The organism is [Leptolyngbya] sp. PCC 7376 (assembly GCF_000316605.1).
Classification (GTDB): Bacteria; Cyanobacteriota; Cyanobacteriia; order Cyanobacteriales; family MRBY01; genus MRBY01.
In genome coordinates this window covers 1,574,338-1,591,529 of record NC_019683.1, presented here as the reverse complement: position 1 = coordinate 1,591,529, position 17,192 = coordinate 1,574,338, and the positions used below count along the sequence as shown (strand labels likewise).

Below are 17,192 nucleotides of genomic sequence, written 5' to 3'. Positions count from 1 at the left end.
CTCAAAAACAATGATGGGAAAATTTGTCTCGATGCTCGCTGATCGCCGTGCCCGTGCAATATCTCTTCGTGTTGCCATAGTAGTTGGCTCCACACTATTTGCGATTAACCACGGCCATGCCCTAGCGACAAATAAGATGACTCGCAATCGTTGGTTTTCTGGATTACTTACCTATTGTGTCCCTTATCTGGTGAGTCTGCATGGCCAATATCAAGGCACAGATCACGAAAACAAAGGCTAGTAAACAGAGCTTAGAATAACAACGATTCAAAAGCCGAAGAGTCTTGGATGGTTATAATTCCACCTCTTTCGTAAAGAATGATTGTAGCTAATTCTTTTTTTACAATGCGTACAGATTCCTCATAGGTAATACCAACCATACGAGCCATTTGTTGATGAGGGAGTCTTGCCTTAAGGCAAGCTCCTTTTTTTGTTTCTTGAACGCCATATTGACGGGCAGTATATTGGATCAGACGCGCTAATCGAATGACTGCCTTTTCTGAAATGAGGCCATGAATCGTTTGGTGCATTTCCTGTAAACGCTGGTTGAAATAATGCAGGATATGCAAAGCAACTTCTGGGGCAGTTTGAATCGTTTTTATTAAGGCTGATTTGTCGATGGTGATAATCTGAGAATCTTGTAAAGCTGTAACCGTGGCAGGTGCAATACCATCACCGAAGAGAGCAGGTGCCGCAAACATTTCACCACTGGATAAGGCGCGTAGGTTCGATTCTTTACCAGATAGAGCTATTTTGCTAACGAGAAAACGACCGCAAAAAATCACATGGAGTTTAGCGGGAAATTTTTCTCCTTCATGGATCAATACTTCGCCTTGTTGATATATGTCTATTTCGGACGAGCGGGCAAGTTCGGCTAAAACTTCGGCATTAAGATCTGAGAATATATGAATCGTCTTCAGCTGCTGGATGGTTGCATTCATTTTGTCAAATGGCGATCATCGATTTTATATTCCGAACTCTGGTTACTGAGTCTCCTCTACGAAAGATTTATGATAGTAGAGATATCATCGTAAATTGGCTTTCTGTTCAGAGGCTAAAAATATTGCTTCAGCTTATTTGGAGAAGTTTCAGAGGTCAAGCAGTTAATTCTCAAGTATCAGGCCATACAAACAAATTAAGGTATCTGTTTACCCTGAGGCGCCTAGCATCGAATTTGGCGCGCTAGACTTTTAAAGAGTACAATTCAAACTTTTATTTTTTGTGGGTATCACGCGGTCGGTAATGGATAAGGATCGGATTCGTGAGTTATCAAATTCCCTCGCCGTGGCTGAACGCCGACGCAAAGAAACCCAGCGCTTGTCTGGGGTAGGATTCTGGGAACTCGACCATATGACTGGAGCTCTTTATTGGTCTGAAGAGATTTTTACCATCTATGGATTAAATAGTGAGGCCTTAAGTCCAGATTATGAAATTTTTTTAAATCTGATTTATGACGAGGATCGTGATCTGGTTCATAAAACCTATCAAGACTCAGTCAAATTCAAAACCGAGTATTCTCTCCGGTATCGCATCAAGGCAGCAGGCTCAGTGAAATGGATAGAGGCGAAGGGTGTCACGCTCTACGATGAACAAGATCAAGCAGAGCGATCTATCGGTACTGCAAAAGATATTACGGAGATTGTCGACGCACAACAACAAATAGAACATTTGGCATACCATGATGCCCTCACTGACCTTCCCAATCGCAAATTCTTTTCAGATAGATTGAATGCGGCTGTTGAATTGGCGAGTCGCGATCGCACCAATATCGCGGTTATGTTTATTGATCTGGATGATTTTAAGCTAATCAATGATCGCCATGGGCATGCTGTAGGTGATGAGGTACTTATCAGTGTTGCGCATCGATTACAGAGCATTGTTGGGCCAAACGATTTCTTTGCGAGAATCGGCGGCGACGAGTTTGCTGGAGTATTGGTCAATATTCAAGATGCTGAAATAAATGAAGCTGTACACCACGTGAAACGTGCGATTGAGGGTTTATATGTTACCCAAGTGAGTACATTTGAGATCACAGCTAGCATTGGCGTGACAATGTACCCAAAAGATAACGTTGACCCAGAAGTCCTACTGCGTCATTCAGATCAGGCGATGTATCAAGCCAAAGAACATGGAAAATCACAGATGCGTTTCTTCGATACCGAGAAGCGTCAGCGAAGATTGTCAAAACGAGATTTACAAAGGGCGATCGCCACTGCAATTAGAAATGACGAATTCGTTCTTTATTATCAGCCGAAAATCAACCTTAGTGACGGCATATTAGCCGGAGCAGAGGCACTACTTCGTTGGTTCAGGGATGGTCATCCATATTCTCCGATGGATGTGATAACTGCTATTCAAGATACAGATCTGGAATGGGAACTAGATAACTGGGTCATTAAAAAGGCTCTTAGACAAAGCAAGATTTTTCGTGAGTGCAGCATCGAGGGTCCTTTTAGTGTGAACATCAATCCGAAAACTATTGAGGCTCAGAACTTTCCAAATCAACTACGTTCTTTGTTCGCTGACGCAGGTGTTTCAGGCAAGACTTTGGAGCTCGAAATTTTAGAGGTTTCATCGATCAAAAATTTCGAGCGCACTAATGACCTCCTCCAGCAATGTAAGGCTTTAGGCATAAGGGTATCACTCGATGATTTTGGCACCGGATATTCTTCACTGACGCATTTTCATGCACTTCCCATTGATGTGTTGAAAATAGATAAACGCTTTATCAAACATCTCAATTCTGATGCCAAAAGTTTGGCGCTGGTTAAAAGCATCTTGGCGATCGCCCAAGCCCACAAAATCAATGTTGTTGCAGAGGGGGTAGAGTCGTATGGGGTTGCAAGCATTCTCAAGAATCTCGGCTGTGCTAGTGGACAAGGTTATGCTTTTGCAAAGCCAATGTCCGAAGCTGACTATTTATTGTGGGTTCAGAACTGGTCACCAACTAAGTTCCAGGAAAGGCTAAACACGTATAAGTGCAATCAGGTCGCCATGTAGCTGCAAATATTAGTGTGTCTAATTTTCTATGAAGCGAATACGAGGAACAGGGCTTCTCATTACGCCCTAGAAATCTTATCAAACTGTCGTTAAAAATCGTTTTTGAGTCACTAATAAAAAAAGGCGATCACCACAACATTTCTACAATTAAAAGTATTCTTGGGATAGACAGGCTAATTTAGTGAATTGGACATTTTTGATATCTGGTAGCTTTAGTATTTTTTTGCTCGTCGCAGGAATTTTGTGGGCGCAACCTCGCTGGCTGTTACGAATAATTCAGTCTGTCTCATGGGGTGTTGTCTATTTTGCGGATACTGACGAAAAGGCGATCGCCTTTTCGATTGATGATGCGCCGGACAGGGAAACGACACCACTAATTCTTGATATCTTGGCAAAACACGATGTGAAAGCCACATTTTTTCTCATCGCCAATCAAATTGAAGGGAATGAAGACATTGTTGAGGCGATCACCAGTGTGGGTCATGAGCTCGGCAATCATATGACAGAAGACAAGCCAAGTATTTCGCTTAGTGCGGAAGAGTTTGAATACGATTTATTAGCGGCTCAGCAAATCATCACCAAGTTTGCTCCAGTGAAATGGTTCCGTCCTGCATCCGGTTGGTACAGTCGACAGATAATCGAAACCGCTAAAAAACATAATTTGGCGATCGCCCTTGGGGATGTGTTTCCCTACGACACACATATTCTTTCAGTTAATTTCGCCGTAAAACATATCTTGTGGAATGTCCGTCCGGGGTCAATTGTGGTGTTGCATGACAGTGGCGAGGCAGGAGAAAGAGGACATCGAACAGTGAAAACTCTTGAGCTTGTACTCCCAAAATTAAAATCACAAGGCTATAAAATTACGACTTTGTCTACACTCTTTGCTGAATAATCACGAAAATACTGGGTGGCGATCACTGCCCAGTATTTTGTGACAAACCGGAATAGGTTTTACCATCTCCTAGTTTTCTCCCAGATTTCAAGTTAACTCTCGGCGAAATGTTTGCTTGGTCACTGGACTAGGTTTCGCATGTAAAAGTTTGGCGATCGCCTCGAATCATCTAGAGCTTAGTAATTTGCGCCGAATCAAAGAATGCATTTACTTCTGGTGTATCCACCGCATCCCCTTCCCCAACCATCATAATTTGATGAAGTGTGGGGCCTTTTGGATCAATATATAGTTCTGCGCGGATAGTGAGCTCCCCGCCTTGTTCGGTATTCTTCATGAGTAATTTTTTCCCCGGAATCCCAAAGCGATCACTAGGCTCCTCACTGATCAGCGTCGAACCAGAATTTTGCAACGCTCCATTCTTCGCTCCCTCTAGACCTTGCTCCACGTCATACTCTTCTGGATTAACTGGATAATCGAGACTACTCACCATAAAAAATTGTTTGTCACTATCATCTGCATAGGTCGTCATTGTAAATTCAACATCACCTATATCACTCGGTGCTACCTGTTTTTCAGTTGTTGGCTCCCCCGGAAATTTGACAGAAATGGCATCGTTCTCTGTTGTGAAATCCACCCAATTTTCCGTATCTACGACAGTAGATGTTGGTGTATCTTCAGCAGTTGATGGTTCAGTCTCAGTTGTTGTGGCAGTGGTTTCTGTGGACGTGGTACTTGTATCTGTAGCAGTTCGCTCACCGCCGCCACAGGCAACCAAAGATAGTTGAACAGTGGTCAGTGTCAGGAGCAATAGCGTACAGTTTTTAAATTTTGTAAATGTCATAGAATTTGATAAAAGTGAGATCAATTGATGTCTTGATCTTCACGATACCTAAAAAATCTCTCAATAAATTCTGATTCGCTTTTTTGCAACGACTGAAGCTAGGGAAGTCTGAAAATATCTGGAAATGTAGAGGGGCGATCGCCTCTGCAGGCCATGAACTCGGCCATCATTAGTACAGTCAACAGATGCTTGAAACCGCTAAAAACACATTCCCAAGGGCGATCGCCTTTGGGAATGTGTTTCCCTATGACACTCATATTTTTTCTATCAGTTTCGCCGTAAAGCACATTTTATAGAATGTTCATCCGAGGTCAATTATGGTATTACATGACAGCGGCGAGGCAGGAGAAAGAGGACATCGAACCATGAAAACTCTTGAGCTTGTGCTCCCAAAACTCAAATCAAATCAAATGGTTACTCAATAACGACTTTATCTATATTGTTTACTTAGTAGGAGTTAAAGTGGGAGGGGTGATCGCTCTCAGCAGTTCAAATGAGAGAATCTGATCTACCTTCAAAATAACCATGTTCAATATAATGTTTTGTTGCTAGCTCAAGATTACTTCCAAAAGCATTTTGCAAATCCGAATATGAGCCAAGATAGGTAGCAGCATCGAAAGAATCTATAATTCTTTGCTCACGCCATCCATAATTTAAATAGTGCTCTGTAGCTAGGCTTAAATTGTAACCAAACGCTAAAATCAAGTCATGATTCGATGCAATGTATATATCTTCAAAAAAACTATCTTTTAAACGGTTTTCCGAATAGCCATAATCAACATAGTGTTGAGTAGCCAAATCATGATTATTCCCAAAAGCATTCAGTAAATCATTGTGTGAGGCCAAGTATTGGGATGAGTTAAAACTATCTTGTGAACGACCTTCATAATAACCATTCTGAATATAATGCTGAGTAGCCAATTCATAGTTATTGCCCAGAGCATTTAGTAAATCCTCATGTGAAGCCAAGTATTTAACTGGATTAAAACTATCTTGTGAACGACCTTCATAATAACCATTCTGAATATAATGTTGTGTCGCTACATCGCCATTGGTTCCAAATGCGACAATTAAGTCTGAGTTCGATGCAATGTAACGAAACTCATCAAATAAATCAATTGCTCTACCTTCAGACTGGCCACTTCCAATATAATGCTGTACCAAAGCATCTGAATTCAAACCAAAGACTTGAAGTAAATCAGCATGAGAAGCTCCATATTGAAAAGCATCAAATGGTGGTTCAATTTCACCTCTTCCGAAGACCTGAGTCCAATAAGAATTCCAGTTTTCATTACCAGTATCATTCTCTAGAAAGAAATATCCAACTCCAATTTCGTTATAACGAGAATTTAAGATATTTGCGCGATGCCCTGGACTATTAATCCAACCATTCACAACATCTTGTGGAGTTATATATCCCGCACCAATATTTTCTCCAACAAATCCTGATTCATAGCCTGCATTAATAGCCCTATCACTTGATCTATTTCCATCTAGGTCAATATGATCGAAAAAATCTTGATACGCCATATTTTGCGAATGATTTTGAGCTGATTCTTGTAAATCTAAATCAATTGATAACTCAGAGAGTCCATTCGCGGCTCTATATTCATTTGTCAAGCGAACAACTTCTAACACAAAAGTATAATTTTGCATTTTGATTTCTCAACTTTTATATTTTTATCTTGCAAACTTAAATCATGTCGAATTTCGAATTCTTTTTTATAAGTTCTATTTTTGGTATTTATAGATTTTCACTTTGATTTTTTGATGAATCAATTTCCAAGAAAAAATTGCTCCAGAACTAAGAGGATGTCTGAAAAGGGTCTGACCGTAACTTTTGTCGAAATGAGTTGCACGTAACAATAAGCACTTCAGGCGATCAACCTGGCGGAATTTACGCAGTATTTATCGAACATAAAGACTTTTCAGACATCCTCTAAACAAAGCAAAAAGTAAGTAGTAAAACTTTATTTAAGTGATAAAATAACATCACTTTTAATTCAGGATTGCGATAATACTAGACTCTCAATATTTATTTGATTTTTCGAAACGGTTAATAGAACAACAACATTACTTCAACTCCAAACTCAAGTGATTTAACAACAAGTACTTAAGCTCACTGAGAAGATCCGGAAAAACAAAAAAGATCCGGGAAAATACGGAGTACAAACATTAGTAATTTTTATGATTGATTCAAAATAATATCTAAACGAATATCTAAAAAATCCATTTTCATGATGAATTTATAAGTGATTTTATGAGCTTGATAGCAAAAAAAGCAGCCAGACCTTTTGCAGAGCACTTCTAAAGCTTTACCGAAAAAGAAGTAGTCCTTTAACCTCATCCCCAAGTAACTTCAATAGAGGAATCTGATCTACCTTCAAAATAGCCATATTCAATATAGTGTTTAGTTGCTAGCTCAAGATTATTTCCAAAAGCATTTTGTAAATCTGAATATGTGCCAAGATAAGTAGCGGCATCGAATGAATCGATGATTCTTTGTTCATTCCATCCATAACTGATATAGTGATTCGTAGCTCCCTGTAAGTTATACCCAAAAGCTACAATCAAATCATAATTAGAAGCTACAGCAAATTTCAGCCTAGCAAGGTGTATGAAGTAGTATAGGTGAGTTGACTGGTGAGGAAGAAAGTAGCATCTTGCCGAAAGCCTACTCATTAGACTTAAGACAGAAAATAGTGGATGCCTACGAAAGGGGTGGTGTGAGTCAAAGTAGTCTTGCCCGACAATTTGGAGTGGCGAAAAGTTTTGTACAAAAGCTCCTCGACCAAAAACGACTGACAGGGTCGATTGCTCCGAAAAAACGAAGCCAACAAACACCTCCCAAATTAAACGAAGAGCATCAAACAATATTGCGCCAGTTGCTCACCAAGAAAAACGATACGACGCTAGCGGAACTATGTGATGAGATGGAGAAACGCACTGGTCTCCGTGTGGCCAATAGCACCATGCATCGCACCTTAAGAAGAATGGGATATAGCCTCAAAAAAAACATTCTATCCAGACCTTAAGGCGACAAAACGAGTGCAACAAGCCAGATATGATTTTTGGCAGAAAATGCAAGCGACTCTAGCGAAAAACTTGATTTTTATCGATGAATCGGGCGTGAACTTAGCCATGACAAGACTGAGGGCACGTTCTGAGAAAGGGAAACGAGCTTATAGTCCGAAATCCAGTAAACGAGGCAAGAATGTTTCTTTGATTGGAGCATTAGGCTTCAAGGGAATGGTCGCTAATTATCATCTGCTGGGGAGTACGGATGGATTAACCTTTGAAGCATTCATCAGCCAGAAGTTAATACCAAACTTATGGGCGGGAGCATGTGTGGTGATGGATAACTGTTCGATTCATTTAGGAGAGTCAGTACGCACAATGATTGAGGCCGTGGGAGCTAAGTTGATTTACCTTCCTCCCTATTCTCCAGATTTTTCACCCATTGAAAATTGCTGGTCAAAGTTGAAAAGTACCTTGAAAAGTATCGGGGCAAGAACTTATCTAGCTCTAGACAAGGCAATTGAGGTAGCTTTTTCCAAGATTACCCTTGATGATATTCGATGCTGGTTTACACATTGCTGCTATTGCACCTCACTCGACTAGAAATTGCTATATATATATATCTTCAGAAAAACTATCTTTTGAACGGTTTTCTGAATAACCATGATTGATGTAATGTTCTGTAGCAGCACCATAGTTTGAACTAAAAACACCGAGTAGATCATCATAAGATGCCAAATATTGGGCAGGGCTAAAGCGATCTATTAGACGTCCTTCAAAATATCCATTAGTGACGTAATGTTTAGTCGCTGCACACCATAGTCATTCCGAAAAGCATTAAGTAAGTCATCATGTGAGGCTAAATATTGAGCTGGATCAAAACTACTTTTGGAGCGCTCTTCAAAATATCCATGCGTGACATAATGCTGTGTTGCTGCATTTCCATCAACTCCAAATACATTAATGAGATCAGGATTTGAGGCAATATATCTCAGCTCATCAAATAAATCTTTAGAGCGTCCCTCATAATAACCAGAGGTATTGTAGTGCTGATTTAAAAGCGTGGCATCACTGCCAAATATAATAAGTAAATCAGAGTAAGATGCAGCATACTGCAATGTATCAATAGGCAAGCCGAGTGGTTCCCCTGTCGGATCCACTTCTTCTCCAACCCACATCACGGCATATCCTTTGTATATAGCAACCCCTAAAGCATTCCATTGATTATCTTGCCAATTATTTAAATTGAGAATTACAGCATTATGCCCAGTACTGTTTCTCCACCCATCAAATGCCTTTTCTGCAGTTGCTATAGCAGCGAAGGAGAAGGTTAGGACATAGAACAGAAGGCTATTCTGATGGCATCGAACAAATCCTCAGTCTTCTTGATGAGCTTACTTACCTCCTTCTTTAACCTCCCCCAAAACTTCTCTATCTTGTTCAGGTGTGGTGAGTAGGGTGGCAAAAATATCACTTCACATCCTGCCTTCGCCACCAATGTTTGTATTCTTTCCTTTGGATGAACACTGGCATTATCCAGAATAATAATTTGACCCGGAATCAACTCTGGCACTAAGCAATCCTCTACTCATTGGCAAACTAAGGCGCTGTTGGCATAGCCCTCAAATACCATCGGTGCTATCTGCCTCTCCCTCTCGCCATCCTCCAATCACGCTAACTCGTTCTGTACGATGACCTAACTTCTCTGCGATAAACCTCTCTGACTTATGGCAGTAGCCATACCCATAATCTAAGGTATTATCAAATCCACTTTCATCGATATATACGAGTCGTTCTTGGCCATACTGCTTCAGTTGTGCCACAAATGCTTTTTCTAATTCTTTATCTCTCTCTTGATATCGATAGGTCTTTTTTTTCGAGTAAATTCAATTTTCCGTAGAGCTTCACGTCTGGATGCATCACTAATAGACTCTGGCCATTTCTCCGCCATTTCCTTCTGGGTTAGATGCCCATATTCCTCTGCAAAAGCACGAAAAGCATCTAGATCATTAATCTTCGGTTGAGGGCCTCGACGGTAATCTGTCTTCGGAGCGACTGAACCGATTTTCTCTCGTCGTTTCAGCCACAGGTCTAGCGTATTTCGGCTAATACCAAAGAAGCGACAGATATCACTTTTTCGTTCACCTTTATCGAAGGCGGCAACAGCTTTTAGGCGTAAATCAAGACTATGGGGAGCAGGCATGGCATCTATGTTTATTGCTTCTATCCTATTCTGTCTTAACCCACTCCTTGCCTGCTATATCACTTTTTCGTTCACCTTTATCGAAGGCGGCAACAGCTTTTAGGCGTAAATCAAGACTATGGGGAGCAGGCATGGCATCTATGTTTATTGCTTCTATCCTATTCTGTCTTAACCCACTCCTTGCCTGCTATATATAGCCACCAGATCCACCATGAGCATTTTCATAACCAGTACCAAGGTAACCTGTATTGAATCGCTGTGGGGCTCGCCACATTGAAGAATATGTGGCCGGATTTCCTCTATCATAAGGAGCGTCACTCCAACCGTGAGTTAACGAACCAATATTTTCTGCTAAATCCCAAACATGACGATTTGCTACGGTGCTTAAGGCTTTAGATACAGGTATAGAAGAAAGATTATTTTGATTACGATATTGATTAATTAAGTTTAATAACTTCAGTTCTTCAGCATTAATATCATCACCAGGCAAATCCGAATAAATATCAACATTCATTTGTCACTCTCCTATTTTTTTCTGAATACACTCAAAGCTCTTCAAGATAGCAACAAGCAATTAAATTAATATCTACAACACAGCAAGCTTTAGAAAAGCTGAATATCATAATTGTGCTGTGCATATTTTCAGCTTATTAAATATACTCACATGAATAGAACGTTGACATCCGGAAAAATACTTAGCTTTAAGATTGATGATTTTTATGATTATTCAAGTTATTTGTAACTAGAAAAATACATTATAAAAATCACTGTTAATTATTATTGGATGCTCCTCTCCACCTCCTATCAAAAAAGCGATCACCCCCCTGTATTCCCATAAAGAAGCGATCGCCTTTTGTATCGATTAATCAACTCCTTCAATGGGAGCAAAGCCTTGCCGTTGAACATTTTCAGTGATGTGACGAGGTTCAAGGAATTGGAGGAGATAATCAGGGCCACCAGCTTTGGAACCCACCCCGGACATCTTGAAGCCACCAAAGGGTTGACGCGCCACGATCGCCCCCGTAATTCCCCGGTTGATATAGAGATTACCAACTTCAAACTCCTCCGTTGCCCGCTCAATGGATTGCGGTGTGCGGGAATAAATGCCACCCGTCAAAGCGTAATCTGTGCCGTTTGCAACATCTAAAGCTTCATCAAAAGATGCCACTTTAATTACGGCGAGAACGGGGCCAAAAATCTCTTCTTGGGCAATACTATGATTCGCTTTTACATCTTTGAAAATAATCGGTGAAACATAGAAACCATTGTCAGGAACTGCTGTTTCATAAGCGACAGTGGATTGCTCTTTACCCTTCAGAATGTAGTCTTTGATTTTTGATTGGGCAGACCCGTCAATCACTGGCCCCATCTTGACGCTGGGGTTATCAGTTTCACCGACATTGATTGATTTCACTGCTTCGACAAGACGCTCCACAAAAGCATCATGGACAGTATCTATCACGATCGCCCGGGAACAAGCTGAACATTTTTGACCGCTATACCCAAAGGCGGAATGGAGTACTCCAGCAACGGCTTGATCGAGGTCGGCACTGTCATCGACGATAATGCCATTTTTGCCACCCATCTCTGCAATGACCCGTTTGAGGTGCTTTTGGCCGGGCTGGACGATCGCCGCATTCGCATAGATATCACAACCGACTTCGCGGGAACCAGTGAAAGCAATCAGATGAACGTCAGGGTGTTTCACCATATAGTTACCGACGGTGGAGCCACGCCCCGGCACAAACTGGAACACGCCTTTCGGCATTCCGGCTTCGATGAGGATTTCGGCGATTTTTGCACCAATAACACTGGATGTTGCGGCAGGTTTTAGTAATGTGCAGTTGCCTGTGATCAAAGCAGCAACGGTCATCCCAGTGGCGATCGCAAAGGGGAAATTCCAAGGGGAAATGACCACAGCAATACCGCGCGGTTGGTAATGGTAACGGTTGGTTTCGCCGGAAATATCATACTTTTTGAAGCCTCGCACCTGGGACAAATCATCGGGTTTGACGGTGTAGCCATTGTGCAAACGCTCCATTTCGTCGGCGTAGAATAAGCAAAAATCAATCGCTTCGGAAACCTCTGGATCAGCTTCCCGCAAGGTTTTGCCAGTCTCCAAACAAATCCAAGCATTCAATTCATGGCGGCGAATTTCCATGATTTCAGCAGCCTTACGGAGAATGTTTGCCCGTTCCGAAACCGGGGTTTTCTTCCATGCTGGAAAGGCAGCTTTAGCCGCGGCGATCGCCTCAGTTGCTTGGTCTTGGGAAATTTGCCCAACTTTACCGACAAGTTCCGCCGACCGGGAAGGATTTACCGAATCCACCCAATTTTCTGTTTGCACATATTCGCCATTGATATAGGGTAGATAGCGTTTGCCGAGCTGCTTTTTCACTTCGGACAGAGCAAATTGAGATTTATCGCGCAAATCTGGTTCCGCATAATCGGTATCAGCAGCACCCATAAATTGCAGATGGCTGCTGTCGAGGTCGTGGATGGTTGCGTTTAAATCTCCGGTGGGCGGCGCAATTAATTCTTCGACGGGACGCTCCTCAAGGTTTTGGCGGAGAAAAGAACTATTGGCAGTATTCTCCAGCAAACGGCGAATTAGATAGGCCATACCCGGCAACAATTTGCCGTAGGGACAATACACTCGCACGCGATACCCTTTTTTCATCAAAGCTTTCGCCAATTGGTCGCCCATGCCGTACAGCACCTGACATTCAAAGTTTCGGCGCGGAATATTCAGTTCCTTGGCGATCGCACAGGCAACGGCCTGAGACCGCACATTATGGCTGGCGATCGCCCCGTAAAGATACTGATGATTTTCCAGCAGCAAGCGGGTCATTTTTTCATAGTTAATATCCGTTGCGCCTTTCTCATTAAAAACGGGCTGTTTCCAATGATTTTGCAGTGCAGTAATAGTTTCCTGATCCCAGTAAGCCCCCTTCACAAGGCGCACAGTAACCGGCGTTCCTCGTTCCTTTGCCCAAGCCACAAGCCCTTCCAAATCAGCATAGGAATCCCGCAGATAACCTTGCATCGTCACGCCAATATCACGGCGCTCGCGGAACTCCTCTTCCATCAACACTTCTTTCAAAATTTGCAGCGTCAGAGTCTTATATTCGTAGTGCTCCATATCGAAGTGCACAGCCACACCTAAGTCTTTAGCATGGCGTAATAACAGACGAACTCGTTCAGCCACATTTTCTTTACTGCCAGTCGGATCGAGAGGGTCAAATTGTGAATAAAATGCCGTTAACTTCACCGACACTTGCACCTTTGCCAGTGCTTCCCCATCCGCTTCGTCAATGGCATTTACCTTTGACCACCGCTTCGCTTCTGCCGCAAGATCCGCCATCAAATCAAGATAGGTTTGCTGATATCTTTGCGCTTCTGATTCTGTAATAACCGCTTCTCCGAGGAGGTCGATCGTAAACGCCATTTTGTCCTTGCGCAGACGTTCGACGGTTTTCAGAAGTTGCTTTATGTTTTCACCCAAAATGTACTTAAACGCTAGGGTTTCCACCGATTTACTGATCGTTGCCGCAGCAAGCTGTGCTGGGGGGGTATTAGGCTCCGTGAAGTTCAAAATTTTCTTAAGAGCAGAAGGCAACTCAACAGTGTCATCACCTAAATATTGCTGGAGGTGGCGCGCAATATCACTATTCTCTTTTAGAGCTGGCAACGCATCAATGAAGCGGAATAATTGCACCCGTAAGAAGGGGTTTTCCATTGTCCAGCCCAGCAATTTATCGTCCAAGCGCATTTGATCTTGTAATTTCGAGAAAAATGACCGCTTGTCCCGTGTTGCAGAGATTAACTCTTTGGCGATCGCCTGAATCTGAGATTCGTAACTGACTGGAGGTTGCATAACCACGATGAAGAGAAGGGCTTTTAATTTATTGTAGAAAATCCTTAATGCCTAGTAACAGAATCTTATCGAAATTGTTATACTTTTCTCATCTTTCAAAAGACGACATATATTTCTTTTCAAATCAACTCAATCTATAAGATTTAAAAGAAACATATCCTATCAAAATCAATAAAATATAGTTGGCAAATTATTTTCCCAAAGCCTCCGAGCTTCAAAGCAGAAATAGCAAGAATCTATCTTGTTATTTTCTGCTTTATTCCTCCCAAAAATATACGTGACCGCATCATAAATAATTTAAAACGATATTGGAAAATCATCCCCAACGGCATGCGGGTTTGAGTAAAGAGAAGTGTTTCCCATTGTCTTTTCCATTGCTCTTTTAAAGCAATCTCGTTATCATTTCTATTTAAGCTACAAGCTAAAATAATTTTGTCAAATCTAGCCTTTTTTCTGATTTTTTGGCGATAATGACTAGTGAGTTTTTGTGCTTGATTTTGATCAAGAGGTCGCGTTTGTAAAACAAGAAGAAGAGAAGCTCTCTTAGCAGCTTCTGGATACTTCTTTTGCAACATTTCAATAAAGATTTCCCCTTCATTCAAAAGTTTTTTTAAAGTATCTTCCAATGTGGCATGCTGATCAAAGAGATCATTATTAAAGTTTCGGTAGTAAATAAAGTGTTTAATAGTGTCACTATTTAATTCTTTTTGGAAACGCTCAATACGACGGCAGAGGGTTTGATGAGCATCGGAATCTTCTAAAGGGTTTGTATGGAGATGGGCAATAGTCGGATAGGCTTTGTACACAACCATTGGATCAGGAAAACGGTAATGGGGCAGCTCAATATAACAATCTTGGAATGTTATTTTTTCAAAATCTTGCTCAATAATTTGTGTGACAGCAGTTAAGCCTAAGTCTAAATTCCATAACCAATCAAACGGGTAGCTACAGTGACGTAGTCCTAAAAAGTTTAGATTTTGGGCAGCATCACAGGCTGCACCAAGGGATATATAAATATGTTTTTTCATTGGTTGGAAGTGTAATTTCTAATATGGGTTGACTCAGTAACAGCTTATTCAAACAATTAACATAGTGAAAATAGGTAATCACCATTATGCTGGGAAGGATTGATGAAAACTTGATACGACAAGGCTTGTCGCTCTTCTGTCTCTATAAATCCCTGCTATGATCAAAAATATCCTTCTAATATTCAATGTGCTATGAATTACCCCAACTTTCTCGAAGAAATTCCTTGGACAGAAGATGCCAAGATTAAGTTCAAAAATATTCCTTTTTATGCGCGTTCCCAAGCTCGCCAAACCATTGAGGAATTAGCTCGTAAAGAGGAAGTCGAAGAGATTACTGCTGAACTCGTGATCCGTGCCCAAGAACATTTCGGCAAGTAGTTAACATTATCGATGTTTACATCGGTATTGTCTGTTTAGTGACGCTCTCTCAAATACAACACTCTAAACTTTGCGAGAAACGCCATCACACTTCATGCAGATTATCCTGAAAGGCAGACTAGTTCACCGTTATTGAGTCCAAAACACTAATGATTTTTGACACCGCCAATCTAGGGTATTGGGTATTGCTGGGCACAGGCGTACTGCTCTTCCTATTTGTTATATTTTCTGGCGGTGGCGACGATGATCTAGACGCGGATATCGATGCTGATGTGGATATTGACGTTGATGTGGATGTGGATGTGGATGTAGATGCAGACATAGACGCAGACATAGACGTTGATGCGGATATCGATGCTGATGTTGACGGCGATATCGATGGCGATGTTGAAGCCAACGGTAATTTTGGTATCCTCTCGATTTTGTCTTGGTTCGGGTTTGGGCAAGCTCCCCTAATGATTTTGCTCGCCATTGATTGCAGCTTATGGGGATTACTCGGCTGGATTTTTAATGTTTGGATTGCCGTAGGCATAGGAGAAATTCCAACAGGTTTATTAGGAATCGGCGTCTTTTGGGTAAGTGGGGCGATCGCCCTATGGACAGGTAAACTATTGGCTTATCCCCTCGGTAAAATCTTTGCGTCCTTCGGGGAAGATGTCAGTAGTGAGCGTTTAGTCGGTTGCGAAGGTACAGTCTCTTCAAAAATTCTCCCTTCATATATCGATGGCAAAGTCGGTCAAGTGGATGTTTATGATGCCGCCCGTAATATGGTGACGGTCAATGCCAGCAGTCCGCCCTGGGCTTCAATCATGCCGACAAGAGGTCAAAAAATCCTCATTATTGAGCACAGGGAACATAGCTACCTGGCCATTGTTAAGGGTAGTTCCGATGAGGACAAATGGTTGCGAGAGTCCAGTTCCTAAGGCAATTTAAGTGCTCTCAATCCATAAGTTATTCAAGGGTATTGCTCTAGTCTGCATCCTGTATCCTGAAAATTGACCTTGGCGATCGCCAGTTACCCTGTAAAGTTCTCTCTGCCGTCTATGCCTATCGAAGTTGTTGTCATCATTGCTGCTGTAATTATCTCTTGGCTCATTTTTACGGCGTTCGTTAATATCGTTAAAACCAGTATCAAAACTGCTGTCACCATCGCGGCGATCGCTCTAATCCTCCAAATTTCTTTTGGAATTCGCTCTGAGCAACTCGTCGAGCAACTTATTTCCTTACCTGGAATACTTTGGGACTTTTTCACTCAATAAAAACACCATTTAATCCATTAATAATCAAGCCATGGATATTAACCTCATCACGACTTGGATCCATCCCATTTTGGCAGTAATTTGGGTATTCCCACTCATCGGAATTGTTTGCTATTTCTCTTGGCAAGTGCGGCAAAGGCGTTTGGCGATCGCCGCAGGTAATAAAAGCAAAATTCCTCCCAAAGTAGGCGTTGAGCATGTCAATATTGGTCGTTGGCTAGCAGGAAGTGTGGTGGCATTATCTTTAGTTGGCCTTTTACACCCAACAATCACCAAAGGTTTTATCAAACAAAATCTGATGACAGAGAATCTTTTTCTTGGATTTTTTGTCATTATGATGTTTGTTCTAACAGCAGCTTCTCTAGTATTTCTCTACCGCGCCAAAACAAAAGTATGGCGAGGGACTTTTGCAACACTCACAAGTATGGGAGTCATCATTCTTGGTGGCCAAAATTGGATTTTTCGACGTACAAATGAGTGGTACATCTCCCACTATTACTATGGTTTAATTGCAACCATTTTGATGATAATTTCTCTCGCAATTGTTCAAGAAATCTACAAAGACAAATCCCAGAAATGGCGAAAAGCCCACATCATCTTAAATATAATTGCAACTCTTCTATTCATCGGCCAAGGTTTTACTGGCGTTAGGGATATTGCAGAGATTGCTTTCTACGCAGCCAAATAATAAAC

Annotated in this window: 19 protein-coding genes; 8 read left to right on the top strand and 11 right to left on the bottom strand. The window is 41.6% G+C overall.

Annotated elements, in window-relative coordinates:
* The first annotated feature begins 10 nt into the window (after positions 1-10).
* A complete protein-coding gene (gene nrtS / locus LEPTO7376_RS07115) occupies positions 11-241 on the top strand; it encodes a nitrate/nitrite transporter NrtS (protein ID WP_160148404.1) in 231 nt (76 codons plus the stop codon).
* A 10-nt stretch (positions 242-251) separates the two neighbouring features.
* Here the strand turns inward: nrtS and LEPTO7376_RS07110 are convergent, their stop codons facing one another.
* Positions 252-941, bottom strand: a complete 690-nt coding sequence (locus LEPTO7376_RS07110) for a Crp/Fnr family transcriptional regulator (RefSeq protein WP_015133531.1) — start codon at positions 939-941, stop codon at positions 252-254.
* Positions 942-1,242: 301 nt separating this feature from the next.
* Here LEPTO7376_RS07110 and LEPTO7376_RS07105 point away from each other — a divergent pair, with 301 nt between their 5' ends.
* Together LEPTO7376_RS07105 and LEPTO7376_RS07100 are read left to right on the top strand one after the other, a co-directional pair.
* Positions 1,243-3,000 carry a bifunctional diguanylate cyclase/phosphodiesterase gene (locus LEPTO7376_RS07105; protein WP_015133530.1) on the top strand — a complete coding sequence of 586 codons (1,758 nt, stop codon included), beginning with the start codon at positions 1,243-1,245 and terminating at the stop codon, positions 2,998-3,000.
* 181 nt (positions 3,001-3,181) lie between these two features.
* Positions 3,182-3,895 carry a polysaccharide deacetylase family protein gene (locus LEPTO7376_RS07100; protein WP_015133529.1) on the top strand — a complete coding sequence of 238 codons (714 nt, stop codon included), beginning with the start codon at positions 3,182-3,184 and terminating at the stop codon, positions 3,893-3,895.
* A gap of 169 nt (positions 3,896-4,064) precedes the next feature.
* Here LEPTO7376_RS07100 and LEPTO7376_RS07095 read toward each other — a convergent pair whose 3' ends face one another.
* Together LEPTO7376_RS07095 and LEPTO7376_RS24525 are read right to left on the bottom strand one after the other, a co-directional pair.
* Positions 4,065-4,736 carry a hypothetical protein gene (locus tag LEPTO7376_RS07095; protein WP_015133528.1) on the bottom strand — a complete coding sequence of 224 codons (672 nt, stop codon included), beginning with the start codon at positions 4,734-4,736 and terminating at the stop codon, positions 4,065-4,067.
* A 489-nt stretch (positions 4,737-5,225) separates the two neighbouring features.
* On the bottom strand, positions 5,226-6,392 hold the full coding sequence (locus LEPTO7376_RS24525; RefSeq protein ID WP_015133527.1) for a CAP domain-containing protein: 1,167 nt from the start codon (positions 6,390-6,392) through the stop codon (positions 5,226-5,228).
* A gap of 980 nt (positions 6,393-7,372) precedes the next feature.
* Here LEPTO7376_RS24525 and LEPTO7376_RS27390 point away from each other — a divergent pair.
* Together LEPTO7376_RS27390 and LEPTO7376_RS27385 are read left to right on the top strand one after the other, a co-directional pair.
* Complete coding sequence (locus LEPTO7376_RS27390) at positions 7,373-7,771, top strand: transposase (RefSeq protein ID WP_225901139.1); 399 nt, start codon at positions 7,373-7,375, stop codon at positions 7,769-7,771.
* Between the two features lie 13 nt (positions 7,772-7,784).
* Positions 7,785-8,357, top strand: coding sequence for an IS630 family transposase (locus tag LEPTO7376_RS27385; RefSeq protein ID WP_041763060.1), 573 nt, complete (start codon positions 7,785-7,787; stop codon positions 8,355-8,357).
* 161 nt (positions 8,358-8,518) lie between these two features.
* Here the strand turns inward: LEPTO7376_RS27385 and LEPTO7376_RS07065 are convergent, their stop codons facing one another.
* From LEPTO7376_RS07065 to LEPTO7376_RS07040, 7 genes are all read right to left on the bottom strand, one after another.
* Positions 8,519-8,932: a hypothetical protein gene (locus LEPTO7376_RS07065; protein ID WP_041763245.1), complete on the bottom strand. Its 414-nt coding sequence runs from the start codon at positions 8,930-8,932 to the stop codon at positions 8,519-8,521.
* 152 nt (positions 8,933-9,084) lie between these two features.
* The gene (locus LEPTO7376_RS27380; RefSeq protein WP_051188737.1) at positions 9,085-9,327 is read right to left on the bottom strand and encodes a transposase; all 243 of its coding nucleotides are present in this window, start codon (positions 9,325-9,327) and stop codon (positions 9,085-9,087) included.
* Positions 9,328-9,376: 49 nt separating this feature from the next.
* Entirely contained in the window at positions 9,377-9,577 is a 201-nt protein-coding gene (locus LEPTO7376_RS27375; RefSeq protein ID WP_051188736.1) for a hypothetical protein, read from the bottom strand.
* Between the two features lie 11 nt (positions 9,578-9,588).
* Entirely contained in the window at positions 9,589-9,957 is a 369-nt protein-coding gene (locus LEPTO7376_RS27370; RefSeq protein WP_041763033.1) for an IS630 transposase-related protein, read from the bottom strand.
* Between the two features lie 187 nt (positions 9,958-10,144).
* Positions 10,145-10,471: a CAP domain-containing protein gene (locus LEPTO7376_RS07050; RefSeq protein ID WP_015133524.1), complete on the bottom strand. Its 327-nt coding sequence runs from the start codon at positions 10,469-10,471 to the stop codon at positions 10,145-10,147.
* 348 nt (positions 10,472-10,819) lie between these two features.
* Positions 10,820-13,834 carry an L-glutamate gamma-semialdehyde dehydrogenase gene (gene pruA / locus LEPTO7376_RS07045; protein WP_015133523.1) on the bottom strand — a complete coding sequence of 1,005 codons (3,015 nt, stop codon included), beginning with the start codon at positions 13,832-13,834 and terminating at the stop codon, positions 10,820-10,822.
* A gap of 236 nt (positions 13,835-14,070) precedes the next feature.
* Positions 14,071-14,862, bottom strand: coding sequence for a DUF1796 family putative cysteine peptidase (locus LEPTO7376_RS07040; RefSeq protein WP_015133522.1), 792 nt, complete (start codon positions 14,860-14,862; stop codon positions 14,071-14,073).
* A gap of 192 nt (positions 14,863-15,054) precedes the next feature.
* On the opposite strand from LEPTO7376_RS07040, the gene LEPTO7376_RS07035 reads away from it, so the two are divergent.
* Together LEPTO7376_RS07035 and LEPTO7376_RS07030 are read left to right on the top strand one after the other, a co-directional pair.
* A complete protein-coding gene (locus LEPTO7376_RS07035) occupies positions 15,055-15,240 on the top strand; it encodes a PCP reductase family protein (RefSeq protein WP_015133521.1) in 186 nt (61 codons plus the stop codon).
* Positions 15,241-15,389: 149 nt separating this feature from the next.
* A complete protein-coding gene (locus LEPTO7376_RS07030) occupies positions 15,390-16,163 on the top strand; it encodes an OB-fold-containig protein (RefSeq protein ID WP_015133520.1) in 774 nt (257 codons plus the stop codon).
* A 92-nt stretch (positions 16,164-16,255) separates the two neighbouring features.
* On the opposite strand, the gene LEPTO7376_RS28955 is transcribed toward LEPTO7376_RS07030, so the two are convergent.
* Complete coding sequence (locus tag LEPTO7376_RS28955; protein ID WP_071880680.1) at positions 16,256-16,492, bottom strand: DUF2116 family Zn-ribbon domain-containing protein; 237 nt, start codon at positions 16,490-16,492, stop codon at positions 16,256-16,258.
* A gap of 38 nt (positions 16,493-16,530) precedes the next feature.
* On the opposite strand from LEPTO7376_RS28955, the gene LEPTO7376_RS07020 reads away from it, so the two are divergent.
* The gene (locus tag LEPTO7376_RS07020; RefSeq protein ID WP_015133518.1) at positions 16,531-17,187 is read left to right on the top strand and encodes a DUF4079 domain-containing protein; all 657 of its coding nucleotides are present in this window, start codon (positions 16,531-16,533) and stop codon (positions 17,185-17,187) included.
* Positions 17,188-17,192: the final 5 nt, after the last annotated feature.